Annotated in this window: 17 protein-coding genes and 1 pseudogene; 9 read left to right on the forward strand and 9 right to left on the reverse strand. The window is 72.1% G+C overall.

Translation table 11 applies throughout. The features are described 5' to 3' along the window. Window positions 1-393 precede the first annotated feature (393 nt). The 4 genes and pseudogenes from ACF09K_RS31325 to ACF09K_RS31340 form a co-directional block, all read right to left on the reverse strand. Window positions 394-939, reverse strand: a pseudogene (locus tag ACF09K_RS31325) (transposase family protein); the annotation flags it as partial. An 86-nt stretch (window positions 940-1,025) separates the two neighbouring features. Next, a complete protein-coding gene (locus ACF09K_RS31330; RefSeq protein ID WP_392248699.1) occupies window positions 1,026-1,682 on the reverse strand; it encodes a DUF1326 domain-containing protein in 657 nt (218 codons plus the stop codon). 114 nt (window positions 1,683-1,796) lie between these two features. Continuing rightward, window positions 1,797-2,645 (reverse strand): DUF2182 domain-containing protein, encoded by an 849-nt coding sequence (locus ACF09K_RS31335; RefSeq protein ID WP_392248700.1) that lies wholly within the window; start codon window positions 2,643-2,645, stop codon window positions 1,797-1,799. A gap of 302 nt (window positions 2,646-2,947) precedes the next feature. Next, on the reverse strand, window positions 2,948-4,375 hold the full coding sequence (locus ACF09K_RS31340; RefSeq protein WP_392248701.1) for a hypothetical protein: 1,428 nt from the start codon (window positions 4,373-4,375) through the stop codon (window positions 2,948-2,950). A gap of 339 nt (window positions 4,376-4,714) precedes the next feature. On the opposite strand from ACF09K_RS31340, the gene ACF09K_RS31345 reads away from it, so the two are divergent. From ACF09K_RS31345 to ACF09K_RS31365, 5 genes are all read left to right on the forward strand, one after another. Then, entirely contained in the window at window positions 4,715-5,662 is a 948-nt protein-coding gene (locus ACF09K_RS31345; RefSeq protein WP_392248702.1) for an ABC transporter substrate-binding protein, read from the forward strand. A gap of 2 nt (window positions 5,663-5,664) precedes the next feature. Further along, window positions 5,665-6,627 (forward strand): amino acid ABC transporter permease, encoded by a 963-nt coding sequence (locus ACF09K_RS31350; RefSeq protein ID WP_392248703.1) that lies wholly within the window; start codon window positions 5,665-5,667, stop codon window positions 6,625-6,627. Further along, window positions 6,624-7,388 carry an amino acid ABC transporter ATP-binding protein gene (locus ACF09K_RS31355; RefSeq protein ID WP_392248704.1) on the forward strand — a complete coding sequence of 255 codons (765 nt, stop codon included), beginning with the start codon at window positions 6,624-6,626 and terminating at the stop codon, window positions 7,386-7,388. The genes ACF09K_RS31350 and ACF09K_RS31355 overlap by 4 nt, the downstream gene beginning before the upstream one ends. Continuing rightward, a complete protein-coding gene (locus tag ACF09K_RS31360) occupies window positions 7,385-8,599 on the forward strand; it encodes a M20 family metallopeptidase (protein ID WP_392248705.1) in 1,215 nt (404 codons plus the stop codon). Before ACF09K_RS31355 ends, ACF09K_RS31360 begins: the two co-directional genes overlap by 4 nt. Window positions 8,600-8,721: 122 nt before the next feature. Then, entirely contained in the window at window positions 8,722-10,011 is a 1,290-nt protein-coding gene (locus tag ACF09K_RS31365; RefSeq protein ID WP_392248706.1) for a cyanophycinase, read from the forward strand. 198 nt (window positions 10,012-10,209) lie between these two features. On the opposite strand, the gene ACF09K_RS31370 is transcribed toward ACF09K_RS31365, so the two are convergent. Next, window positions 10,210-11,085 carry a MurR/RpiR family transcriptional regulator gene (locus ACF09K_RS31370; RefSeq protein WP_392248707.1) on the reverse strand — a complete coding sequence of 292 codons (876 nt, stop codon included), beginning with the start codon at window positions 11,083-11,085 and terminating at the stop codon, window positions 10,210-10,212. A 533-nt stretch (window positions 11,086-11,618) separates the two neighbouring features. Here ACF09K_RS31370 and ACF09K_RS31375 point away from each other — a divergent pair. Then, window positions 11,619-11,762 carry a helicase associated domain-containing protein gene (locus ACF09K_RS31375; protein ID WP_392248708.1) on the forward strand — a complete coding sequence of 48 codons (144 nt, stop codon included), beginning with the start codon at window positions 11,619-11,621 and terminating at the stop codon, window positions 11,760-11,762. A 4-nt stretch (window positions 11,763-11,766) separates the two neighbouring features. On the opposite strand, the gene ACF09K_RS31380 is transcribed toward ACF09K_RS31375, so the two are convergent. The 4 genes from ACF09K_RS31380 to ACF09K_RS31395 all read right to left on the reverse strand — a co-directional run bounded on the left by ACF09K_RS31380 (window position 11,767) and on the right by ACF09K_RS31395 (window position 15,551). Continuing rightward, on the reverse strand, window positions 11,767-12,858 hold the full coding sequence (locus ACF09K_RS31380; protein ID WP_392248709.1) for a response regulator transcription factor: 1,092 nt from the start codon (window positions 12,856-12,858) through the stop codon (window positions 11,767-11,769). A gap of 775 nt (window positions 12,859-13,633) precedes the next feature. Continuing rightward, window positions 13,634-14,044 carry a hypothetical protein gene (locus ACF09K_RS31385; RefSeq protein ID WP_392248710.1) on the reverse strand — a complete coding sequence of 137 codons (411 nt, stop codon included), beginning with the start codon at window positions 14,042-14,044 and terminating at the stop codon, window positions 13,634-13,636. A 2-nt stretch (window positions 14,045-14,046) separates the two neighbouring features. Continuing rightward, window positions 14,047-14,883, reverse strand: a complete 837-nt coding sequence (locus ACF09K_RS31390; RefSeq protein WP_392248711.1) for a hypothetical protein — start codon at window positions 14,881-14,883, stop codon at window positions 14,047-14,049. Between the two features lie 83 nt (window positions 14,884-14,966). Further along, window positions 14,967-15,551: a zinc-binding dehydrogenase gene (locus ACF09K_RS31395; protein WP_392248712.1), complete on the reverse strand. Its 585-nt coding sequence runs from the start codon at window positions 15,549-15,551 to the stop codon at window positions 14,967-14,969. A 106-nt stretch (window positions 15,552-15,657) separates the two neighbouring features. Here ACF09K_RS31395 and ACF09K_RS31400 point away from each other — a divergent pair, with 106 nt between their 5' ends. From ACF09K_RS31400 to ACF09K_RS31410, 3 genes are read left to right on the forward strand one after another with little or no spacing between them, the layout of a single operon-like run. Continuing rightward, a complete protein-coding gene (locus tag ACF09K_RS31400; protein WP_392248713.1) occupies window positions 15,658-16,047 on the forward strand; it encodes a hypothetical protein in 390 nt (129 codons plus the stop codon). 7 nt (window positions 16,048-16,054) lie between these two features. Then, window positions 16,055-17,029 (forward strand): hypothetical protein, encoded by a 975-nt coding sequence (locus ACF09K_RS31405; RefSeq protein WP_392248714.1) that lies wholly within the window; start codon window positions 16,055-16,057, stop codon window positions 17,027-17,029. Between the two features lie 45 nt (window positions 17,030-17,074). Further along, window positions 17,075-20,581 (forward strand): CHAT domain-containing protein, encoded by a 3,507-nt coding sequence (locus ACF09K_RS31410; RefSeq protein ID WP_392248715.1) that lies wholly within the window; start codon window positions 17,075-17,077, stop codon window positions 20,579-20,581. Window positions 20,582-20,584 lie beyond the last annotated feature (3 nt).

Consider the following 20,584-nt stretch of genomic DNA (forward strand, 5'->3'; position numbering starts at 1 on the left):
ACATCATGAACCAGCTCACGGCCGGCACGCCCGCCTGACGACACGGGCCTCGACAGGGCCACGCCCTGCGCCCCTGCACCGCCGCACACCGACGGCGCGCGCCTTGAGCGAAACGCTCCGACTGCCCACACCGAGAACCGCTGCGTCACCTTCTGGACGATGCCCCATCGCCCCGGGCTGCGCGGGCCGGGCACCGCCCTGGCCGTAACGAGCACCAGGGCGATCACCCAGCGCTACATGTTCGTTCGCCGCAGCCGTACGAGAACAGGGCCGAGTTCGCATCGTCGCAGCGCGCACCTCTCCAGCCGAGCGTCTCATTCTGGAACGATCAGTAAAGGGTGTTGCACAAGGCCGTGTGCGGGCAGGTCAGGGCCCGTGGAGGCAGTCTTCTGGTCATGACGCGAGCGCGAGGTTGTGCATGAGGGCGACGGCCTGGACCGCGTGATGAAGGCGGTCGCCGCGCTGCCGGCAGTCGCGGAGGATCTTGTCGTTCTTCATCCGGCCGCTCACATGCTCCACCCGCGCACGCACCTTGCGGTGGGCGGCATTGTCGGCTTCCTCACCCGGCAGCAGAGGCCGGTGCGGGCGTTTGCGGTGCGGCACCACCATCTGGCAGTTGAGGTAGGCGCCGTCACCCAGGACGGTGACGCCCTGGCAGTGCTCGGCCGACCCCGAGGCCCGCCAAGCGTGCGCGTCCGCGGTGGTGCCCGGCACCGGGCGGGCGGCGGCGATCACAAGGCGGGTGTCGGCATCGACGATGACCTGCACGTTCGCGGAGAACCGGTAGGTGCGTGACGATGAACAGACATGCCGGTCGCGGACCGGGACCAGGGTGCCGTCCACGATCCACAACCGGTCCGCCGCATCGGACGGGCGGGAGACGGGCTCGAGCGCCAGCAGCAGACCAAGCCGCTGGATCACACGGCACACCGCCCGCGGCTGTCGGGTACGTGATCGTCATCTCAGGTGCGGTGCTGGGACCGCTGTTTCCGGATCTTGCTACCGGCGCTCTCTCGTCCTCGCGGTCAGTCGGGTCCCGTCCAGTTGAAGGGGAAGTACTTGCTCGACTTTCCCGAGCGTTCCCAGGAGAAGCCGAACGCGTCGGCGCGGTCGGTGGTGGCCCGGCCCCAGGTGGCGATCTGGCCCGGTCCGACCTCGGCGCCGGGGGCGTTGTGGACCTGGACGCGTGCGCCCGTCGGTGTCGTGGGGCCGGTGAGTGCCTCGGCGGTAGCCGTGACCCGGCCGGGGATCTCGGCGCGCCAGGTGGCGAGGTCCTCGTCGATCTCCACCCGGATCGGAGCGACGTCCATGCCGCGCATCTCGGGCCGGAACATCTCCCCGAACCGTGCCGGCCAGCCGCCCGCCTCACCGCCGAAGACGGTCCCGAGTGCGGCACGCTGCTGGTCATCTGCGCGTTCGTCGAGGAAGACCGCGGCGTAGGGGTCGGTGTGTGTGCCGGCCCACGGGTTGCCCTCGAAGGAGCCGAGCATCAGGACGTTGAGATCGTCGAGCTGTATGTCGCCGTAGTCGCCCTCACGGATGTGCCAGACCAGCACGCCCTCGCAGTCGCCGTAGGTCGGGGGCTGCGCGAACGTGCAAGGGCACGGTATGGCGCACTTGCACACGTCGAACCAGTCGCCGCTCAGATGCCAGCGGGTCCCGGTGGTGACTTGTTCCGTCATCTCGCTTCCCTCCCCTCGAGCCCGAGGGAGTTCTGTCGGAGTGGCGAGACCGCGCTTCCCGAGCCCGCACGCGGATCGCGAGGCGGCCTCTTGCCTCCAGCTTGCCGCAGATGCTCACATGCCGTCCATCGAAGGCACAGATTCCCGCAGCCCCGGCAGCAGCCAACCCTGCAACGGCGCCAGCACGGCGAGCAGCACGGCGAGCACCAGGAAGACGATGCCGACCACTTTGGCGAGCCGGGGCCCGCGTGACCACAGCTTTTCCACGAAGATCAGCGTCGCCAGCCCGGCCATCGCCGCCACGTTCATCACTCCGAGCGGCACGAGGACGACCATCAGTCCTGCGCAGCAGCCGACGCAGTAGCCGCCGTGGTGGACGCCTACCCGTAGATCGCGGGCCGGCCGCCGGAACCCGGCGTAGCGCACCAGCTGGCTCATGGGGTCGCGGCAGTGCCGCAGACAGACGTTCTTGAGAGGACCGAGCTGGTAGAGGCCTGCCAGCAGGAAGGCTACTGCGCCGATCCAGCGTCCCGCGGCCGGATGATCGTCCACGAGGTCCCCGGTGAGGGCCAGAGCCGCGTAAGCGAGCATTCCGAAGGCCGTCCACACCAGCAGATAGCCGCCCACGAACTCCAGCGTGCGCACCGCCCGGCTCCACCCGGACGACCGCCGCCCGATCCCCCGCACCCAGGTGAGGGCCACCGGCGCCATGGACGGCAGCATCATGGCCGCCGTCATCGTCACCCAGAGCAACAAGAACAGCGGCAGCGCCAGCCCCATCGTGCCCGGCTCGACCCCCATGTCCCGCGCCTGCCCAACGGTCAGCACCCACGCCGGCACGACGACGAGGAGGATCAGCGACCATGCGACCGCGAGCTCCCGCGCCGGCAGCAGTCCTCCGCCCGCTCCGATCGGCGCGGGCGACCGGGCGGAGGCGAGGGCGGAAGTCCGGTGATGACGCATAGCTGAGCTCTCCTGCGTACATTCTCAGGACAGCACGTCCCCCGCCGCACCGCGACCGCACCGATTCCTGCGACGAAAGCCGGCGGGCGCACGGCGAGCGTGGGCAGCTCGGCCGCTCCCGTCGTCCGACGACCGGGGCGTCCTGCAAGAGCAGCAGTTCCCCCTCTGCGAGGGAGTCCAGGCCCACGAGTACGGCGCCGTCGAAGGCGAGCGGTAAGGACCGCTGCCGGGGCGGGGCGGTGGGGGCCGTGGGGGGGCGGTCGTCCGTGGCCGGTGCCCGCGCCGGTGGCGCGGGTCGTGCGTCAGCTCTTGGTCAGCGTGCAGGTGTAGGGGGAGGTGCCTGATCCGCTGTAGGTCTCGATGTCGACGTGGTAGGTGCCCGTGCCGGAGGCGGTGCGGGTGAAGGTGAGGGCCTCGTCTGTTCCGGTGCCGTTGTTGACGGAGCGTTCGAGGGTGCTGCCGGTGGAGTCGAGCCAGTACAGGTCGGCGTCGTAGGCGGCGGGTACCGAGCAGGTGAGGGAGGCGGTCTGGCCGGAGGCGAGAAGGACCTTGAAGTAGTCGCGGTCGACGGCGGACTTCATGTCGCCGGTGATCGTGGCGGGTGAGGGCAGGGTGGTGGCGTCGTCCGCGGTGTCGCGGGTGTCGTTCGGTTCGCTCTCGGTGAGGGCGCTGCCGCCGCCCTGGCCGCAGTCGGTGACGGGGGTGCCGTTGTAGAGGTTGGCGTCGGGCACGCCGGCGGTGACGCTGCGCAGGTAGTAGCCGCAGGTGGGCCGGTTGCCGAAGTCGAAGGTGGTGCCCGGTGTCAGTCGCCAGATCTTGAAGTTGGAGTAGGTCAGCGGTTTGCGGTCGACAGCCTGTTCGGGCTGGTGGTCGCCCAGGACGACGTAGGCGTCCTTGCCGTACTGGGTCCCCAGGCCGTTGCGGTCGATGAACAGGGAGCCGCCGCCCTCTTCGACGCCGACGCCCCAGGCCGCTCCGTCGGTGGTCAGACCGTCCTTGACGGCCCTGGCGACGAAGGCCATGGTGCGGCCCATGCGGTCGCGGGTGACGAAGTGGGAGTCGTTGACGACGCCGCCGTAGTGGGCCCACTGGAACATGCCGGTGGTGAAGCCGACGGCCCGGTCGTAGGGGTTGGCGAGCGCTTCGGGGCTGGTGACGCTGCCGTTGCAGGCGTCGTAGACGAGGGGACTGTTGATGTGGTGGCCGGCGCTGCCGCCGCCGGATCCGCCGCCCTTGGCGACGACCGACTCCACGGACGCCTCGAGTGCGGTGCCCTTCCAGGCGGCGTACCGGCACTGGTCGCCGCCGGCGAAGTAGACGAACTCGGCGTTGCGGATGTCGGTGTTGACCTGGCTGTTGTTGCCGTCGGCGGTGGTGGTGAGCGTCCATGTCGTACAGGAGTTGACGCCCGGGAGGGGCATGACGGTGTCGCACTCGGGTGTCCTGCTGCCCGAGGTGGGTGCCGAGCCGGCGAGGACGACGACGTCGAGGCTTCCGGTGCCGCCGCGGATGTCGTCGACGGCGCGGGTCATCGAGGACGCCACCACGGCGCCGGCGCCGTTCATCGTGAACGCGGGGCCGTTCCACGAGGTGCGGCTCACGTCGGTGGTGCTGCCGAGTCTGATCCTGTCCGCGGCCGCGTGGGCGGGCTGGTGGACGCCGAGCGGCAGGGCCAGGGCGCACAGCGCTACGGCGGCGTAGGCGGACTTGCGTGCCTGACGTGACGTCATGAGGGCTCCAGGGTGGTGGGATCGGTGCCGGTCGTGGGCGGGCGGCGCCTGCCCGCGACGGCCGGAAGCCGCAGCTTCTCCGGGTTGGTAGCGGAAGATACAAGTCGGCCGCCTGATACGGAAGATGTACGACGTCCTGCCCGCGATCCGGCGGGATCCTCGTGGAGAAGACGCAGGAAAACCCTTTCCGAGCGCGTTCTCCCCATCCGGCGAGGTGGCGTCACAGCAAAGTAACGTCCGATACATCTAGCCATTCATTCGTTCTGTCTGTAACTTCCCTGCTGTGTTGCCGACGGCAGGACAGGTCCGTCGGCAGAGATCCCGAGAGGTTCCACCACGATGAACGCTCGTCTCGCCCGGCGTGTGGCGACTGCCGCCACGACGGCCCTGGCCCTCACGACGCTCTCCGCCTGCCAGGAGGGCGACGACTCCGCCCCCGCGGCGAGCGGGACGGTCTCGGTCGCCGGGGTGAGGATCACCCAGGACCAGGCCCTGCACGACATGCTGCCGGAGCAGATCAAGAAAGCCGGAAAAGTCCGGGTGGCCACCGACGTGCCCTACCCGCCCTTCGAGATGTTCGTGAAGGAGGGCGGGAGCGAACTGACCGGCCTCGACCACGACCTGGGGCAGGCACTGGGCGCGAAGCTCGGTGTGACGTTCTCCTTCACCCCACAGAAGTTCGACGGGATCGTCCCGGCCCTGCAGGCCGGCAAGTTCGACGCCGCCATGTCGGCCATCACCGACAACAAGGAGCGCCAGAAGGTCGTCGACTTCGTCGACTACTCCCAGTCCGGCTCGGGGATCCTGGTCGCCGACGGCAACCCGTCCAAGATCGCCGACCTGGACGGTCTGTGCGGGCGGAAGGTCGCCGTGCAGGCCGCGACCAACCAGCTGGACCTGCTGAAGGCCCGACAGGCGGACTGCTCCGCCGCGGGCAAGGGGAAGATCGACATCCAGACCTTCCCCAAGGACTCCGACGCGCAGCTCGCCCTGCGTTCCGGCAAGGTCGTCGCGCAGGTGCTGACCAAGCCCGCCGCGGGCTGGGTGGCGAAGACCGCCGACGGCGGCAAGGCCTTCGACCTCGTCGAGGACCCCCAGGCCCCCGGCGGCTACAACGCCTCGCCCAACGGCATCGCCGTCAGCAAGGAGCTGCCCGAACTGACCGACGCGATCCAGAAGGCACTGCAGGCGCTGATCGACGACGGCACCGTGGGCAAGATCTACGACACGTACGGCGTGGCTTCGATCGCCGTGAAGGAAGCCACCAAGAACGCGGCGGTGGACTAGTGATGACCGCCACCAAGGACGCGACCGGCGCACCGCCGGCCCACGGTCCGCACGCTCGGGAGCCGGACGTGGTCCCGGTGCGCAACTACGGACGCTGGATCGCCGCCGTGGCCTGCCTGGCGGCGCTGGCCGGGCTGATCGGCTCGCTCGCCAAGAACGACAACCTGCGCTGGGACATCGTCGGCGACTACCTGTTCGCCGACCTCATCTTCGACGGGCTGGGCACCACGCTCTGGCTGACCGCCGCGGCCATGGGCCTGGGCCTGGGCCTGGGCACACTGATCGCCGTCATGCGGCTGTCGTCCAGCCCGGTGCTGTACGGCATGGCGTCCGCGTTCGTCTGGGTCTTCCGCGGCACCCCCCTGCTCGTGCAGATCATCTTCTGGGGATACGCCGCCGCCCTCTACAAGTACGTCAAGATCGGCGGCCCCTTCACCGACATCACCTTCTTCCAGGCCGAGACCAACAGCCTGCTCACCCCGGCGGTCGCCGCGCTGCTCGCCCTCGGGCTGAACGAGGCCGCCTACGCCTCCGAGATCGTCCGGGCCGGCATCCAGTCCGTCGACACCGGCCAGACCGAAGCCGCGCACTCCCTGGGTATGCGCCCGGCGCTGACCATGCGCCGGATCGTCCTGCCGCAGGCGATGCGCGTCATCATCCCCCCGATGGGCAACGAGGCCATCAACATGCTCAAGATGACCGCCCTGGTGTCGGTCATCGCCGCCCACGACCTGATGTCGAACATCCAGGACGTGTACGCGCAGAACTACCAGGTCATCCCCATGCTGGTGGTGGCCAGCATCTGGTATCTGGCGCTGGTGAGCGTGCTCAGCGTCCCCCAGGCGTGGCTGGAGCGCCGCTACGGGCGCGGCAGCGCCCGCGGCGGACACCTCTCCCCCCTGCGGCGGATGCTCGGCGGCGCCGCGGGGCTGCTCGGCAAGAAGGGCAAGGAGGACGGTCGATGACCACGGCCATGGTGCGGGCCGAGGGCGTGCGCAAGCGCTTCGGCAGGCTCGAGGTGCTCAAGGGCATCGACCTCACCGTCGAGCGCGGGCAGGTGTGCTGCCTGCTGGGACCCTCCGGCTCCGGCAAGTCGACCTTCCTGCGCTGCATCAACCATCTGGAGAAGGTCGACGGCGGCAGGCTCACCGTCGACGGCGACCTCGTGGGCTACCGCCGGCACGGCACCAGGCTGCACGAACTGCGCGAGCGGGAGGTTGCCCTGCGCCGCCGCGACATCGGCATGGTCTTCCAGCGCTTCAACCTGTTCCCGCACATGAGCGCGCTCGACAACGTCATGGAGGCGCCCGTGCGCGTCGCCGCCGTGAACAGGCGCGAGGCCCGCGAGCGGGCGCAGCTGCTGCTGGAGCAGGTCGGCCTGGCGGACCGGGGACACCACTACCCGGCCGAGCTGTCCGGGGGCCAGCAGCAGCGCGTCGCCATCGCCCGTGCGCTGGCGATGAGACCGAAGCTGATGCTCTTCGACGAGCCGACCTCCGCCCTGGACCCGGAGCTGGTCGGCGACGTCCTGGACGTGATGCGCCGGCTCGCCGCGGACGGGATGACCATGGTCGTCGTCACCCACGAGATCGGCTTCGCCCGCGAGGTAGGCGACACGGCCGTCTTCATGGACGAGGGCGTCGTCGTCGAGGCCGGCGACCCCCGCCGGGTCCTCGTCGACCCGGAGCAGGAACGCACCCGCGCCTTCCTGTCCAAGGTCCTGTGAGCGCGCCGGCCCGACGGCGGGAACTCGCCGCGGACCTGCTCGGCCTGGCACGCTCGCGCCACTCCCGGTACCTGCAGGACCTGCGGGAACTCGTCTCCATCGACTCCGGCTCCTACGACGCCGACGGCGTCGACCGGGTCGCCGACTGGGTGCAACAGCGCCTGCGGCAAACCGGCTTCACCGTCGAGCGCGTCCGCTTCCCCGCGGACGGGACCGCACGGACCGCGGACGCGCTCGTCGCCCGCAAGAAGGGCGCACTGCCCGCGCACGAGGGCGGCCGCAGGATCCTCCTCGCCGGCCACATGGACACCGTCTTCGAACGGGGAACCGCCGCCGCGCGGCCGTTCGAGCTGCGCGGGTCCCTCGCCCACGGGCCCGGCGTGAGCGACGACAAGGGAGGCCTGCTGGCGGGCCTGACGGCGCTGGACGTCCTCGACGCGCACGGCCTGACGGCCTACGACGAACTGGTGTTCCTCGCCACCCCGGACGAGGAGATCGGCTCCCCGGCCAGCCGCGGCCTCGTCGAACGCACGGCCCGCGGCGTGCACTACGGTCTCGGCCTGGAGTGTGCCCGCGAGAACGGCGACCTGGTCATCGGCCGCAAGGGCGTCGCCGACTTCCGCATCACCGTCACCGGCCGGGCGGCCCACGCCGGCATCGAACCCGAACGCGGGGCCAACGCCGCGCTGGCGGCCGCCCACCTGATCGTCGGCCTGCAAGCCCTCAACGGCCGGTGGGACGACGTCACCGTCAACGTGGGAACGGTGCGGGCCGGCAGCCGCGCCAACATCGTCTGCGCCGACGCCGAACTGCGCGTCGAGGTGCGGGCCGCCACCACCGCCGACGTGGACCGCGTCAGGCGGACGATCCAGGAAGCCGCCGACTCCCCCGTCGTCGCCGGCACCAGCATCACCGTCGAACAGCTCGACCTGTGCCCGCCGATGGAGGTGAGCGACGCCTCGCTCCGCATGCTCGGCCTGGCGCGGCAGGCCGCCCGGGAGGTCGGGGTGACGCTGGGGGCGACCACCACCGGCGGGGTCGGCGACGCCAACCTGATCGCCGGGACGGGCGTGCCGACCCTGGACGGGCTGGGCCCGGTCGGAGGAGCCGACCACACCCCCGAGGAGTGGCTCGACATCACCAGCGTCGCGCAGCGCGTCGCCGTGCTGGCCGCGCTCGTGGCGGCGCTCGGCCGCACCGCCTCGCCCTGACCGGGCGCCCCACACCGGTACCGCCCCTGCTCCCCCTCGCCTTCCCCTGCCACCGCCGGATCCGCCGGGGTCGCCGCCAGGCGGCCCCGGCCGGCCCGTCCCGTCCGACCCATGGAGAGACCATGCGCACATCTCACCGGCCCGCCCGCCGTGCGGCTCTCGCCGGCAGCCTCGCCCTCGCCCTCCTCGCCGCGGCCCCCGCCGCGCACGCCGCCGGCGGCGGGACCACGCCCCGCGAGGGGTCCCTGGTCCTCGTCGGCGGCGGCCTCAAGGACGACAACAGCCAGGTCTACGGCGAGATCATCGACCGTGCGGGTGGATCCGGCGCCCGCATCGGCGTCATCACCGCCGCCTCCGTGCCCGCCAGTCAGGACCCCGACGCGGCCGACCCCGACCGGTGCAGCAACTCCGCCTGCAACGGCGCCTACTACGCCGCCCTGTTCGAAAAGCACGGCGCGGCCGACGCCCAGTGGATCCCCATCGACCTCGACCACGTGGCCAACGCCGACTCCGACGCCGTTGTCGCCCAGGTCAACTCCATGACCGGCTTCTTCTTCGGCGGCGGGGACCAGTACCGCTACGTCAGGACACTGCTGCGCGGCCCGCGGCAGAAGGACTCCAAGGTCCTGGCCGCCGTCCGCGCGAAACTGGCCCACGGCGCCGTCGTCGCCGGATCCTCCGCCGGCGCCCAGATCGCCTCCGGACCGGACATGGTCAGCGGCGGCGAATCGTACGAAGCACTGCGCGACGGCAGCGCCCCCGGCTACTTCGAGGACCCGGCCCGCCTCGGCTACCTCCCCCGCGGCGGATTCGGCTTCCTGCGCTCGGCCCTCATCGACACCCACACCGGAGCCTACGGGCGCGAGGGCCGCGCCTACCGCCTGGCCGCCGACACCGGGCACGACCGCGTCTACGCCCTGGAGGAGAACACCGCCCTCGTCGTCGACCACCCCGGCAGCAACCACGAACAGCTCACCGTCGTGGGCCCCAACGGTGTCGCGATCCTGGACCTGCGCCACGCCCGCACCGCCACCTCCGCCGCGGGATGGACCCTGCGCGCCGCCCGCTACAGCCACCTCACCGACCACGACCGCTACGACGCGCACACCTGGCAGGTGCTCCCCGCCGCAGGCAAGAAGCGCCTGACGCCCACCGCCACCGCCCCCGTGCCCGCGAACACGGACGTCTTCCACTCCGCCGCCAACCCCGACGGCACCCCCTACTCCTTCCGCACCACGGCCCGGGCGCTCGCCGGAACCCGCACCCAGGACACCGCGACCGCCACCACCTTCGAGGACGCCCCCGGGTTCGGCGTCACCTTCACCAAGTCCGACCGGTTCACCGCCTGGAGCGGCGACGGCGGCACAGCCCACACCCTCGTCGGCCTGAACGTCACGATCGCGCCCCGCTGACCGCGACGAGGGCGGAGGGCGACCGGCAGACACCGCGTCCGCGGGAGCACGGCGCCTGCCGGCCGGCGCCGGACACCGGCCCCGCAGAGCCCGGGGAACGACCGGGGCGCGGGACGGGGGCGGACGGACCGGAGCGGCGCCCCGCACCTGCGGTCCTGCTCGGGCCGGTGCCCGCGGACCGTCTCCGTCCGCACCGCCTCACAGCAGGCCGGTGCGCCGGGCGATGTCCTCGCCGTCCTTCATGCGCCGGTGCGCGTCGGGGCCGAGCCGGTCGAGGACCGCGGAGACCAGCGTCTCGATGAGGGCCAGCGTCGGGGTGAGGCTGTCGTAGGCGGAGCCGGAAGCGACCTGGCTGATGAGCACGACGTCGGCGTGCGCCGACGCGGGCGAGAGCCAGGGATCGGTGAGGACGACGACCTTCCCGCCCCGTTCCCGGGCCAGCTCGGCGATGACGGTCAGATCCTCCTCGTAGCGCCGGTAGTCGAAGACGACCGTCACGTCACGGCGTGTCAGCTGGCTGAGGAACGACGTCCTCTCGACGTCCCGGTCCGGGAGAAAGGAGACCTGGTCGCGCACCTGCATCAGGTGCAGGCCCAGATACCGCGCCAGCAGGTGCGTGAAACGGCCACCGGCCAGGTGCACCCGGCGGCGGGGGTCGGCGAGGAACGTGACCGCCGTCTCGAACTCGTGCGGGGAGATCTCGTGGAAGGTCTGCGCCAGGGCCTGCTGCAGCAACGTCAGGCGCGGCACGGGCCACGGCGCGCCGTCCGCGGCCGCGTCCGGCCCCTCGGTCCGCGCCGGTCCGGCCGACTCGTACAGCGTGATGGGGGACGCGTTGCGGGCGTCGAGCTCGGCGCGGAGCGCCGCCTGCAGGTCGGGAAATCCCCGGTAACCGAGGCGGGAGGCACAGCGCAGGACCGTGGGGGTGGAGACCGCCGCGCGCTCGGCGATGGTGGCGACCGTTTCGAACACGGCGGCGGGATAGCCGGCCAGCAGCACCCGGGCCACTTTGCGTTCGGCCGGGCTGAGATCGCCCAGACGGCTGCGGATCTCGTCGGCCAGTGTGCCGCTCATGATGCGGTCCTCCCCAGATTCGTCGGGTCACAGCATGCGTCACGGGACCACCGGTACGACGTCCACCGGACACGTGAAGCCTGCCGGCAGCACCCCGTCCGGTGCGCGGCGCTCCCCGGTCGGCACCGACCCACCACAAAGGAGTACAACCGGCACACTGCCGTGAACCAATGTACCGTCCGTTACGGCATGTGGGCGGCTCTCTTGACGGCGTTCTGCTTGCTCTTGTTGCCCTTGCCGGAGATGAACCTGTCTCGGTCCTTGCGTCCGGACGGATGTCCGCCTTGTGCACACCGGCGGCAGCAGATGAGGGAACTGGCCAATCCAACGGAGGCGAGGAAGTGTTCAGCCTTCCGCGCGTAGCGACGACGCAGTCGACGGCAGCCGTTCAGGCACGACATCGTGCGCTCGACCACCCGGCGATGCCGCCCCGAACGAGCCGACGACTCGATGCCGCGGCGGGCAATGCGAGGCACTGTCTGTCGTCGCCGTAGCCAGTTGCGCAAGTGGTCGAAGTCGTAGGCCCTGTCTGCGTGCAGTGTGGCCGGCCTTCGGCGGCGCGCGGGTGGGCGGCCGAGGCGGGCCACCTCCTCGCCCCGACCGACGCCGCCTACCAGGGCTACCAGGTGGGCATCTGGCTGAAGAACGCGCGGGCTGCCGCTCACAAGGCGCAGTAGGACGTCACAGGTAGTGGCGGGCGAAGACGCCGGCCACCAGCTCGCGCCGGCTGTGCAGGCCGGTCTTGTCGAACACCGACTTGAGGTGATCCTGAACCGTGTGCGGGGACAGCCCGGCGCGGCGTGCGATGTCGGCGGTGGAGTGCCCGCGCAGAACCAGCCCGGTGACGTCCCTCTCGCGCGGTGTCAGCCCGTAGGCCGCGGCGATCAGCCCGAAGTGCTCGCCGAAGCCCGCCTTCTCGACGACCACGGCGGTGTGGGCCCCCGTCGTGTCGGAGCGGCCGAGACGCCAGGCGTGCAACCGCACGCAGCCGTAGGCGCGGCTGTGCAGCCAGGAGGTACAGGTCCCCGGCGCGTCCGGCGTCCGGACCGCGGCCGCCACGGCGTAGACGGCAGGAGGCAGCCGATCATCCGCGGACGGGGGCGCGGCGTCGGCCGGTTCGCCGGCCAGGCCCTCGAACCACGTGTTCACGGTGGGGGTGCGGTGCACCACCCGGTACTCCTCGTCCAGCAGCACCAGACCCGGTGCCGCCGCCGAAGCGCCGGCCTCGGCGAGCCGGGTCAGGTGCAGCTGACGCAGTACGGAGCCGAGGGGCTGAGCGAGCGAGGCCGCCACGGCCAGGTCGGACGGGGCGAATGCGGGCGCGTCCTGCGCGCGCCCCATGATCAGCGCGCCCCATGCTCCGTGCCGGTCACGCAGCAGCACCCGCAGTTCGTCCCGGAACCCCAGTGGCCGCATGATGTCCCGGTAGCGCGGGCTGCGTTCGAGACAGCCACCCGTCTCGCGGCTCAGCAGGCCCACGGGCGTCGCCCTGGTCGCCAGCTGGGACAGGTCGTTGGCGTCGCCCTCCCGGTACTCGATGTCGAGCATGCGCGGCATCATGGACGGCGGCAGTGCATCGCGGTAGTCGCCGCCGGTGTTCATCAGGGTCTGCGGGTCCACGGTCACACCGGCGCAGATGTCGAACCGCAGCGCCGGACGCGTGGCCCGTTTGACCTTCTCGAAGAACTCCTCCACGGTCCGCGCGGACCGCGCCGCCCGTAACGCCGCGTCCGTGACACGATCCGCGCGTAAGTCTCCCCCATTGCGCTTCATGGCCCCAGGCTAGCGCCCGGTGTCGTCGCCGGGCGTTGTTCGCGCAGGTGGGAGCCATGGCTCCGGTTGCCGCGAGCGGAGGAACCGGGAACGGCGGCGGACCCGGGCGAGCCGGTGAACCAGGTGACCCGCCCGGGCGTGGAACCGTGGGCCTGCCGACCGCGTGCGCCGCCGGGCTGGCTGCGACGTTCGGAGCGGCCCCGTCGGCCTCCGCCGCCCCGCCCGTGGCGGAGGCGAGCACCGCGACGGCCTCGACGTGGCGGGACATCGCCCTGACGGGGACGTTCACCATCTGCGACACGGCGGCCACCAGACGCGGTGTGACAGCGCGATCGCCTGCTCCCACTGCTCGCTCCCGGCCGCGGCGCGGAGCCGGCCGGCCGGCCGGCCGGCCGGCCGAGAAGTGGACGCCGAGGTCCTGGCGCGCATCTCCCCGGCCCGCGTCTCGGGCGGTGGTGGATCACTACGGCTCCCTCACCGTCGACCACGAGCACGAACTGGCCCAACTCGACGAGTGTGGACACCGGCCGTTGAGATCGTGGCCGCGGACGATCCCGGAGCCAGGCTGTAGAGCAGCGGCGTCACCTCGACGAGCCGAAGTGACGTGTCCGAGCTTGGTTCTCCTGGCCGAGCGGGCGCAGCGCCCGGCCCGATGATCTCGGGAACCGGGCGCTGGGCACTCGCGGCGCGGAGCGTCGGCGGTGGCGCGGCTCCGTCTCCGCGCCGCTGACGTGCGTTGCGTTGCATTGCGTTGGGCCGTGCCCCGGCCCGCTGCTCAGCAGCGGTTCGCGGTGCCGGTGGACCAGAGCGGGTGGGTGATGTCGCGGTAGATGGCGAAGTTGCCGTCGTTGCTGATCCGCGCGAACGTCGCACCCTGGCCCCAGGTGGCGGAGTCCCAGATCGGGATGTTCTCCTTGGTGTACACGACGAGGTTACCGTCGCCCTGGAAGACGGCGTAGGCACCGGGGTTGCCGTCGGTCGCGGTGTCCCACAGGTACTTGCCCGCAGGCGAGGTGCAGTAGAGGACGAAGTTGCCGTCCCCCTGCATGATCAGGTAGCCGCGGTCCGATTGGTAGTGGTCGTCGGGGTTGAAGCGGAAGCCGGGCTTGAAGTAGATGTTGGCCGCCTGCGCGGGCGAGGCGCTCGCCATGGCGATGCCAACCACCGCGAGGCATGCGGTGAGCATGATCATGAGTTTTCTTCGGAGCGGCACCAGTACCTCCTGGGACGGGGTTTCCGGTTGGTTTCGTCACCGGCGTCGGCTGACGTCGCCGGCCTGTCCTGATACTGACGAGGGCGCAGCAGGTACTCCATCCCAGAAATCTGGGGGGTGCGCACGGGGAGGGGGCGGTTCATTCCCCACGGGCACCCTTGAGGGGCGAGGGGCCGATCCCCCGCCGGCGCCGCGCGCCGGTCGGCGAGGACAGTCAGCGCTCTGACCGCGTAGGTTCGCCAGGTCGGTGGTTGCGGCGGTTGGATGCGCGGTGACGTCCGTTCGACCGCTGGAGGCGCGGTGGCTGAACCTGTCGGTGTGCACCCACTGACCGGCCAGGAGGGGCAGAGGCTGAGGCAGACCGTGCGCCGCTCCGCCAGGTATTCGGCTGAACCCGGCGGTCGGAGCTCCAGGTTCCACCCCATGGCGATCAGAGCTTCCATCTCCCTGACCCCGTATCGGATCGGCGCGTGCTCCCCGATGCCGCGGTCACGTACCGACTGAGGAAGCTGATACGGGCTGACCTGCCGCGTGTCTTCTCCTCCTGGCCGGCCAGGGGCGCTGGGCTCCAGAGTCATCTCGAGTGTTGCTGCGACCTCTCGAAACCTGGGCACTTCCTCGCCGGCCTCATACCCTTCCAACTGCTTCAACGCCCAAGCACGGAGTTCCTCCTGGTGGGCATAGCCAGCTATGAGCAGAAACCGTCGAAGGGCGGTGGCCAAGGAGACGTCCTCGTCCACAACGGCACGCTCAAGCTGATCCAGGCCCTCGATGTCGGGTGTCGTCACAGCAGTCAAGTGTGCCCTGCCCACCTCTGGCCGAGGAGGGTTTCACAGCACCCCGCCTGCCCGAACCTGCGGTGTGAACAACCCGGTGAACCTGTGCGGTCACAGCACTAGCGCCAGGGATCGAGGGCCAGTTTGCCCCGGGTCCGCCCCGCTTCCAGTCGTTGCAGTACTGCCGGCCCTTCGGCCAGGGGATGCACGTGGGGGGTGCCGGGCGGGTAGACGCCGTGGGCGATGAGCGCCTCGATCTCGACGAGCAAGGACTGGTGGAGGGACGGGGCCGCGACCGCCAGCGCGCCGATGTGCAGGCCCTTGATCTGGACCTGGTGGGTGAAGACCAGGTCGTGCGTGGACACAGCGGCGTCACCGGAAGCAGCGCCGAACACGACGACGCGTCCGGTGAAGGGCTTGGTGACCGACAGGCTGGCCTCGAACGTGGCCCGGCCCACCGATTCCAGGACCAGGTCGACCCCGCCGGTCAGGCGGGTGATCTCCTCAGCCAGATCGGGGCGCCGGCTGTCCAGCACCTCGTCGGCGCGGGCGGCGATCCACCGCGCCTCGCGTACAGCGGCCTCCCGTTCGGCGGCGGTCTCCGCTTCGGCGGTGAGCTCGGCCCGGACGACGACGTCGGTGTCCGGTCGTGCACGATGCCCGGTACCGCGGCGGCTCTCCGGCCGAGGCGAGGCCGCCGCCATGGCCCGCCGACTCCGTGCTTCTCCAGGAAACCGTCTGAACGACCGCGTCGAACAGGCAGACTGGCAGCCCACCGAGGAGTCGAGCGGAAGCTGTTGGGGAGCTGGAATGAAGTACGCGATGCTGGTGGGACCGGGCACCGCGCCGGAGGGCGCGGCGCGGCTCGAGGTGCCGGACGGCGCCACCCTGGACGACACCGCCGACGCGCTCGGCCTGCTGCTCGCGACCCGGCCGACGCCGGACCCCGTGGTCCTCGTCGTGGGCGGCACGGTCGTCGGGGTCACCACCCGGGCCCACCTGAGCACCGTGCGCGCGCTCGGGGTCGTGCGGGGCGCGGGCGAGGAGGACCGTGGCCGCCAGCCGGTCGAATCCACCCAGTACACGCTGTTGACCTTCCGCTGCCCGTCCTGCGAGCGGACGGTCTGGACCGCCTTCTACGACGAGCGGTACCGGCCGACGTGCGAGACGGACGGCCACGGGCCGATGGAACTGCGGTGAGCCGCGGATGAGCCAGGCCGGCCTCGCCACCGTCGCCACGGCACCCGCGGGCCTCGCCTCGGGCAGCTCCGGACGGTTCTTCCTCGTCTCCTACCTCCCCACCTACGCGGGGGCGTTGAGCATCCTGTGGCTGGTCTGGGCGGGCGCCCCCGGAGGCGCCCTCTCCATGCGCCGCGCCTGGCGCACCGCTGCCGGACTCGGCGCCGGCGAGATCGTGCTCATCGCCGCCGGCATCACCGTCGTCGCCGTCGTCTTCCAGCCCCTGCAACTGGCCATGGTGCGGCTGCTCCAGGGCGGCTGGCCCGACGCCCTCGGCGCGGGGCTGTGCCGCGCCCGGCAGCGCCGCCGTAAGGCCCGGCTCGAGCGCCGTACGGTCCTGCCCCCGGCCATGGGCGACGCGACGCCGACGGAGGTGACGGCGGCCGCCGTGCAGCGGGCCGGTGCGGCCGCCGCGCGACTGCGCCGCCGGTACCCGCTGCCCGACCACCTCGTCCGCCCCACCGCCCTGGGCAACGTCCTGACCGCCGCCTTCGACACCGCCGGCCGCGACCACGGCTGGGACGCGGCGGTGGCCTGGCCCCGGCTCTACCTGGTCCTCGGCGACCGGTCGCGCGCCTTCGTCGACGACTCCCGCGACTCCCTCGACGGTGCCGTGCGGCTCGCCGTCACCGGGGGCGCCACCGCGCTCACCGCCGCTGTACTGCTGTGTTCCAGCGGGTGGTGGCTCGCCCTCGCCCTGATCCCGCTGGCCGTCGCCCACCTCGCCTACCACGGAGCCGTTCAGGCGGCCGTCGCCTACGGAGACGCCGTACACACCGCGTTCGACCTGCACCGATTCGACCTGCTGCGGGCTCTGCACCTTCCGCTGCCGGCCGGCCTCGCCGAGGAGCGCGCCCGGGCCTCGGCCCTCTGCGCGTCCTGGCGCCAGGGGCTGCCGCCGCCGGACACCTACGAGCACCCCGAAGTACCGCCCGCCGTATGAACCGTTGAGGCACCGGCTCGGGCCGAAGCGCCCTACCGTGGCCCCATGGCAGCGATGGGGGAACACCGCCGCAACGACCGCGTCCGGGCTCTGCACGAGGGCGGACTGCGGGAACTCGACGACTACATCCGCTCCCGTGACCCCGCCGCCCTCGCACGGGCCCGGCTCGCGTTCCACACGACCGTGGCCGCCCTCGGCCCGCACACCCCCGACCGGCACGTCCACTTCCGGAACCTCGCCTACACCGAGGCACTGACGTACGAGGAGACCGGCGCCTCCGGCCCGCTGCAGGACGCCGTCGTCCTGTACCGCCAGGCCCTCGCCGAGGCTCCCGCCGACCACCCCTACCGGCCCGCCTACGCCTACGGGCTCGGACGCGCCCTGCGCCGGCTGTACGGAGAGACCGGCGACCCCGCTCACCTCGACGAGTCCGTCGAGTGGCAGCAGCGGGCACTGTCCGGCGGACCGGGCGCCCGGCTGGAGGCCGCCGCCCAGCTGGCCGGTCTCGCCGAGACGCTCCTCGACCGCAACCTCCTGACCGGTGACCTGGGTGACCTGGAGGAGTGCGTGGCGCTGTACCGCCAGGCCGTACGGCTCACGCCCGAGGCCGAGCAGGAGGACCTCGCGATCCGGCTGGTCAACTTCGGCTCCGCGCTCGGCGCGCTCCACGAGGCGACCCGGGACCCCGGCCACCGCGACGAGTCCATCGAGGCCCACTCCCGGGCCCTCACCCTGCTGCCCGCCGACCGCCCGCAGCAGCGGCGGGCCCTTCTCGACGCCCTCGCACAGGCAGTACAGGACCGCTACGACACCACCGGCCGGCTGGAGGACCTCGACACGGTGATCGCCCTGCGCCTGCGCGCCGTCGCGAACACCGACCCCGGCACCACCGACCACGGCGAGGCCGCACTGCATGCCGCCGACGCGCTCCTCGACCGGGCCGCCAGGACCGGCCGGCCCCACTTCGCCGACCAGGCGATCGCCGTACTCCGGCGCGCCGTCGCCGGCCGACCCGCCGACAGCGCCGAACGCGCCGTGCTGACCGGCGTACTCGGATCGGCGTACGGCACCCGGTACGACCTGACCGGGGAGGCCGCCTTCCTGGACCAGGCCGTCGCCCTGCTCCGAGCGGCCGTGGACACGCCCGGTATCGGGCACCACAACGACTGCGGCCTGCGCACCAAACTCTCCGCCGCCCTGCGGACCCGGCACTCGGCGCGCGGAGACCTCGCCGACCTCGAAGAGGCGGTCGCCGTGCACCGCGACGCACTGGCCACCGGGGCCGACCTGGACGCGGCACACCGGGCCCTCCACCAGGCGAGTCTCGCCGCGGGCATGAACCAGCGCTTCGGCGTCCACGGCGACATCACGGATCTCGACCGGTGCGCCGAACTGTGCCACCAGGCCCTGCTGGTACTGCCCGAGGGGGACGCGAACCGTCCGGTCGTCCTCGTGCTGCTCGGCGACACCCACCTCGCCCGGTTCTTCCACACCGCCCGTCCGGAGGCGCTCGGCCCGGCGCTCGGCGCCTTCCGGCAGGCCCTCGACGCCGCCGGTCCCCAGGTGCGGGCGGCCGCGATGAGCCACTTCGCCCGCGCCCTCCTCGCCCGCTTCGACCACGCCGGCGGCACACCGGCCGACCTGGACGAGGCGATCGGCCTGCAACGCCACGCCATGAGCCTGCTCCCCGCCCAGCGGGAGGTGACCGGACACAACCTCGCCCAGTCCCTGCGCAGCCGCTACGAGATCAGCCACGACCTCACCGACCTCGAGGAGGCCGTCGCCCTCCTCCGTACCGTCGTGCGGGACCGCCCCCGCGACGACCCCGGCCGGAGCGAGCCCGGCACGGCCCTCGCCGAGGGCCTGTACCGCCTGCATCTGCGGACCGGGGACCGTGATCTGCTCACCGAGGCCCTCACCGTCGCCCGCGACATCACCACGGTCACCTCCGCCCCGGTGCGCGAACGGCTCGCCGCCCACGTCACCTGGGGCCAGGTGTCCGGCGTACTGGAGGACTGGGAGACGGCGTGGCGCGCCCTGCGCACGGCCACGTCGCTGCTGCCCGAGCTGGCGACGCGCAGCCTCACCCGCAGCGACCAGCAATACGCTCTGGCCCGCCTGCCCGGCATCGCGGCGGAGGCCGCCGCCTACGCCCTTCAGGCCGGACGGCCCCAGGAAGCCCTGGAAGTCCTCGAACACGGCAGGGGGGTGCTCCTCGGCCGGCTGCTGCGCACCCGCGACCTCGACCTCGACCGGCTGCGCCGACAGGCACCCGCCCTGGCCGACGAGTTCCTGCGGCTGCGCGAGGAGGAGGCCGGCGGGCCGGCCGGCCCCTCCGTACCGACGGCCACCACCGAACGGGCCGCCGAACAGCGTCGCGCCCACGCCGCCGCATGGCAGCGCCTGCTGGGCCGGATCCGGGCACTGCCGGGGTTCGACGGCTTCCTGCGCCCGCCCCCGGCCGAGGAGATCCTCCGCCAGGCGGGCGACGGACCCGTCGTGCTCCTCAACATCAGCATCCGCTGCGACGCCGTCATCGTGGCCGACGGCACGATCGACGTCCTGCCGCTGAAGGTGCGCTCCGGCACCGTGGCCGAGCAGGTGGCCGTCTTCCTCGACGCCATCCGCGCCGCCTCCCGGCCCGGAGCCTCCCTGGAGGAGATCTGGTCCGCGCAGGAGACCCTCTTCGGCGTACTGGAATGGCTGTGGGACACCATCACCGGACCCGTGCTCCAGCGCCTCGGCCACACCGAGCCGCCCGCCCCCGGGGGGTCGCCCCGGCGGGTCTGGTGGTGCCCGCAGGGCACGCTGGCCTTCCTGCCGCTGCACGCCGCCGGCTACCACGGCGCCCGGGCCGATCGGGACCGGCCGCGCTGCGCGCTCGACCTCGCCGTCTCCTCCTACACCCCGACCGTCGGCGCCCTGCACCACGCGCGCCGACGTCCCGAACCCGCCCCGTCAGGCGCGCGTCCGCCCCTGGTCGTGGCCATCCGCGACACGCCGGGGGCAGCGCCCCTGCCGAACGCCCCGCACGAAGCGGAAGCCGTGCGGACGCTGCTGCCCGGAACCACTCGGGCACCCCTGCTGACCGGCGCCGAGGCCACCCGCGACCGGGTCCTGGAGGCCCTGCGCTCCAGCCCGTACGTCCATCTCGTCTGCCACGCCGTCACCGACCCGCACGACCCCTCCGCCTCGCGCATCCTCACCCACGATCACGTCGAAAGGGCGCTGACCGTCGCCGACATCTCCGCCCTGCGGCCGTCGGGAGCCGGCCTGGCGTACCTCTCCAGTTGCTCCACCTCCGGAACCCGCCCCGAGCTCGCGGACGAGGCGATCCACATCACCAGCGCCTTCCAACTCGCCGGATACCGCCATGTCGTGGGCACGCTGTGGCCCGTGGCGGACGAGATCGCCCCGCGCATCGCCCAGTCCTTCTACGGCGGGCTCCCGCGCGGCGCCGCGCACGCGCTGCACGCGGCCGTCCGGCAGGCGCACACGGAGTATCCGCTGCTCCCGTCGCTGTGGGGAGCGCACATCCACCTCGGTCCGTGAGCG

Origin of the sequence: Streptomyces sp. NPDC014882, from assembly GCF_043081325.1 — a bacterium.
Classification (GTDB): Bacteria; Actinomycetota; Actinomycetes; order Streptomycetales; family Streptomycetaceae; genus Streptomyces.

What these genes read in the sequence shown, in the direction of transcription:
- ACF09K_RS31405 (WP_392248714.1), top strand. Translation starts at nt 16,055, where the DNA reads ATGAGCCAGGCCGGCCTCGCCACCGTCGCCACGGCACCCGCGGGCCTC.
- ACF09K_RS31385 (WP_392248710.1), bottom strand. Translation starts at nt 14,044, where the DNA reads ATGCTCACCGCATGCCTCGCGGTGGTTGGCATCGCCATGGCGAGCGCC.
- ACF09K_RS31335 (WP_392248700.1), bottom strand. Translation starts at nt 2,645, where the DNA reads ATGCGTCATCACCGGACTTCCGCCCTCGCCTCCGCCCGGTCGCCCGCG.
- ACF09K_RS31395 (WP_392248712.1), bottom strand. Translation starts at nt 15,551, where the DNA reads ATGGCGGCGGCCTCGCCTCGGCCGGAGAGCCGCCGCGGTACCGGGCAT.
- ACF09K_RS31410 (WP_392248715.1), top strand. Translation starts at nt 17,075, where the DNA reads ATGGCAGCGATGGGGGAACACCGCCGCAACGACCGCGTCCGGGCTCTG.
- ACF09K_RS31340 (WP_392248701.1), bottom strand. Translation starts at nt 4,375, where the DNA reads ATGACGTCACGTCAGGCACGCAAGTCCGCCTACGCCGCCGTAGCGCTG.
- ACF09K_RS31330 (WP_392248699.1), bottom strand. Translation starts at nt 1,682, where the DNA reads ATGACGGAACAAGTCACCACCGGGACCCGCTGGCATCTGAGCGGCGAC.
- ACF09K_RS31370 (WP_392248707.1), bottom strand. Translation starts at nt 11,085, where the DNA reads ATGAGCGGCACACTGGCCGACGAGATCCGCAGCCGTCTGGGCGATCTC.
- ACF09K_RS31380 (WP_392248709.1), bottom strand. Translation starts at nt 12,858, where the DNA reads ATGAAGCGCAATGGGGGAGACTTACGCGCGGATCGTGTCACGGACGCG.
- ACF09K_RS31400 (WP_392248713.1), top strand. Translation starts at nt 15,658, where the DNA reads ATGAAGTACGCGATGCTGGTGGGACCGGGCACCGCGCCGGAGGGCGCG.
- ACF09K_RS31365 (WP_392248706.1), top strand. Translation starts at nt 8,722, where the DNA reads ATGCGCACATCTCACCGGCCCGCCCGCCGTGCGGCTCTCGCCGGCAGC.
- ACF09K_RS31345 (WP_392248702.1), top strand. Translation starts at nt 4,715, where the DNA reads ATGAACGCTCGTCTCGCCCGGCGTGTGGCGACTGCCGCCACGACGGCC.
- ACF09K_RS31355 (WP_392248704.1), top strand. Translation starts at nt 6,624, where the DNA reads ATGACCACGGCCATGGTGCGGGCCGAGGGCGTGCGCAAGCGCTTCGGC.
- ACF09K_RS31350 (WP_392248703.1), top strand. Translation starts at nt 5,665, where the DNA reads ATGACCGCCACCAAGGACGCGACCGGCGCACCGCCGGCCCACGGTCCG.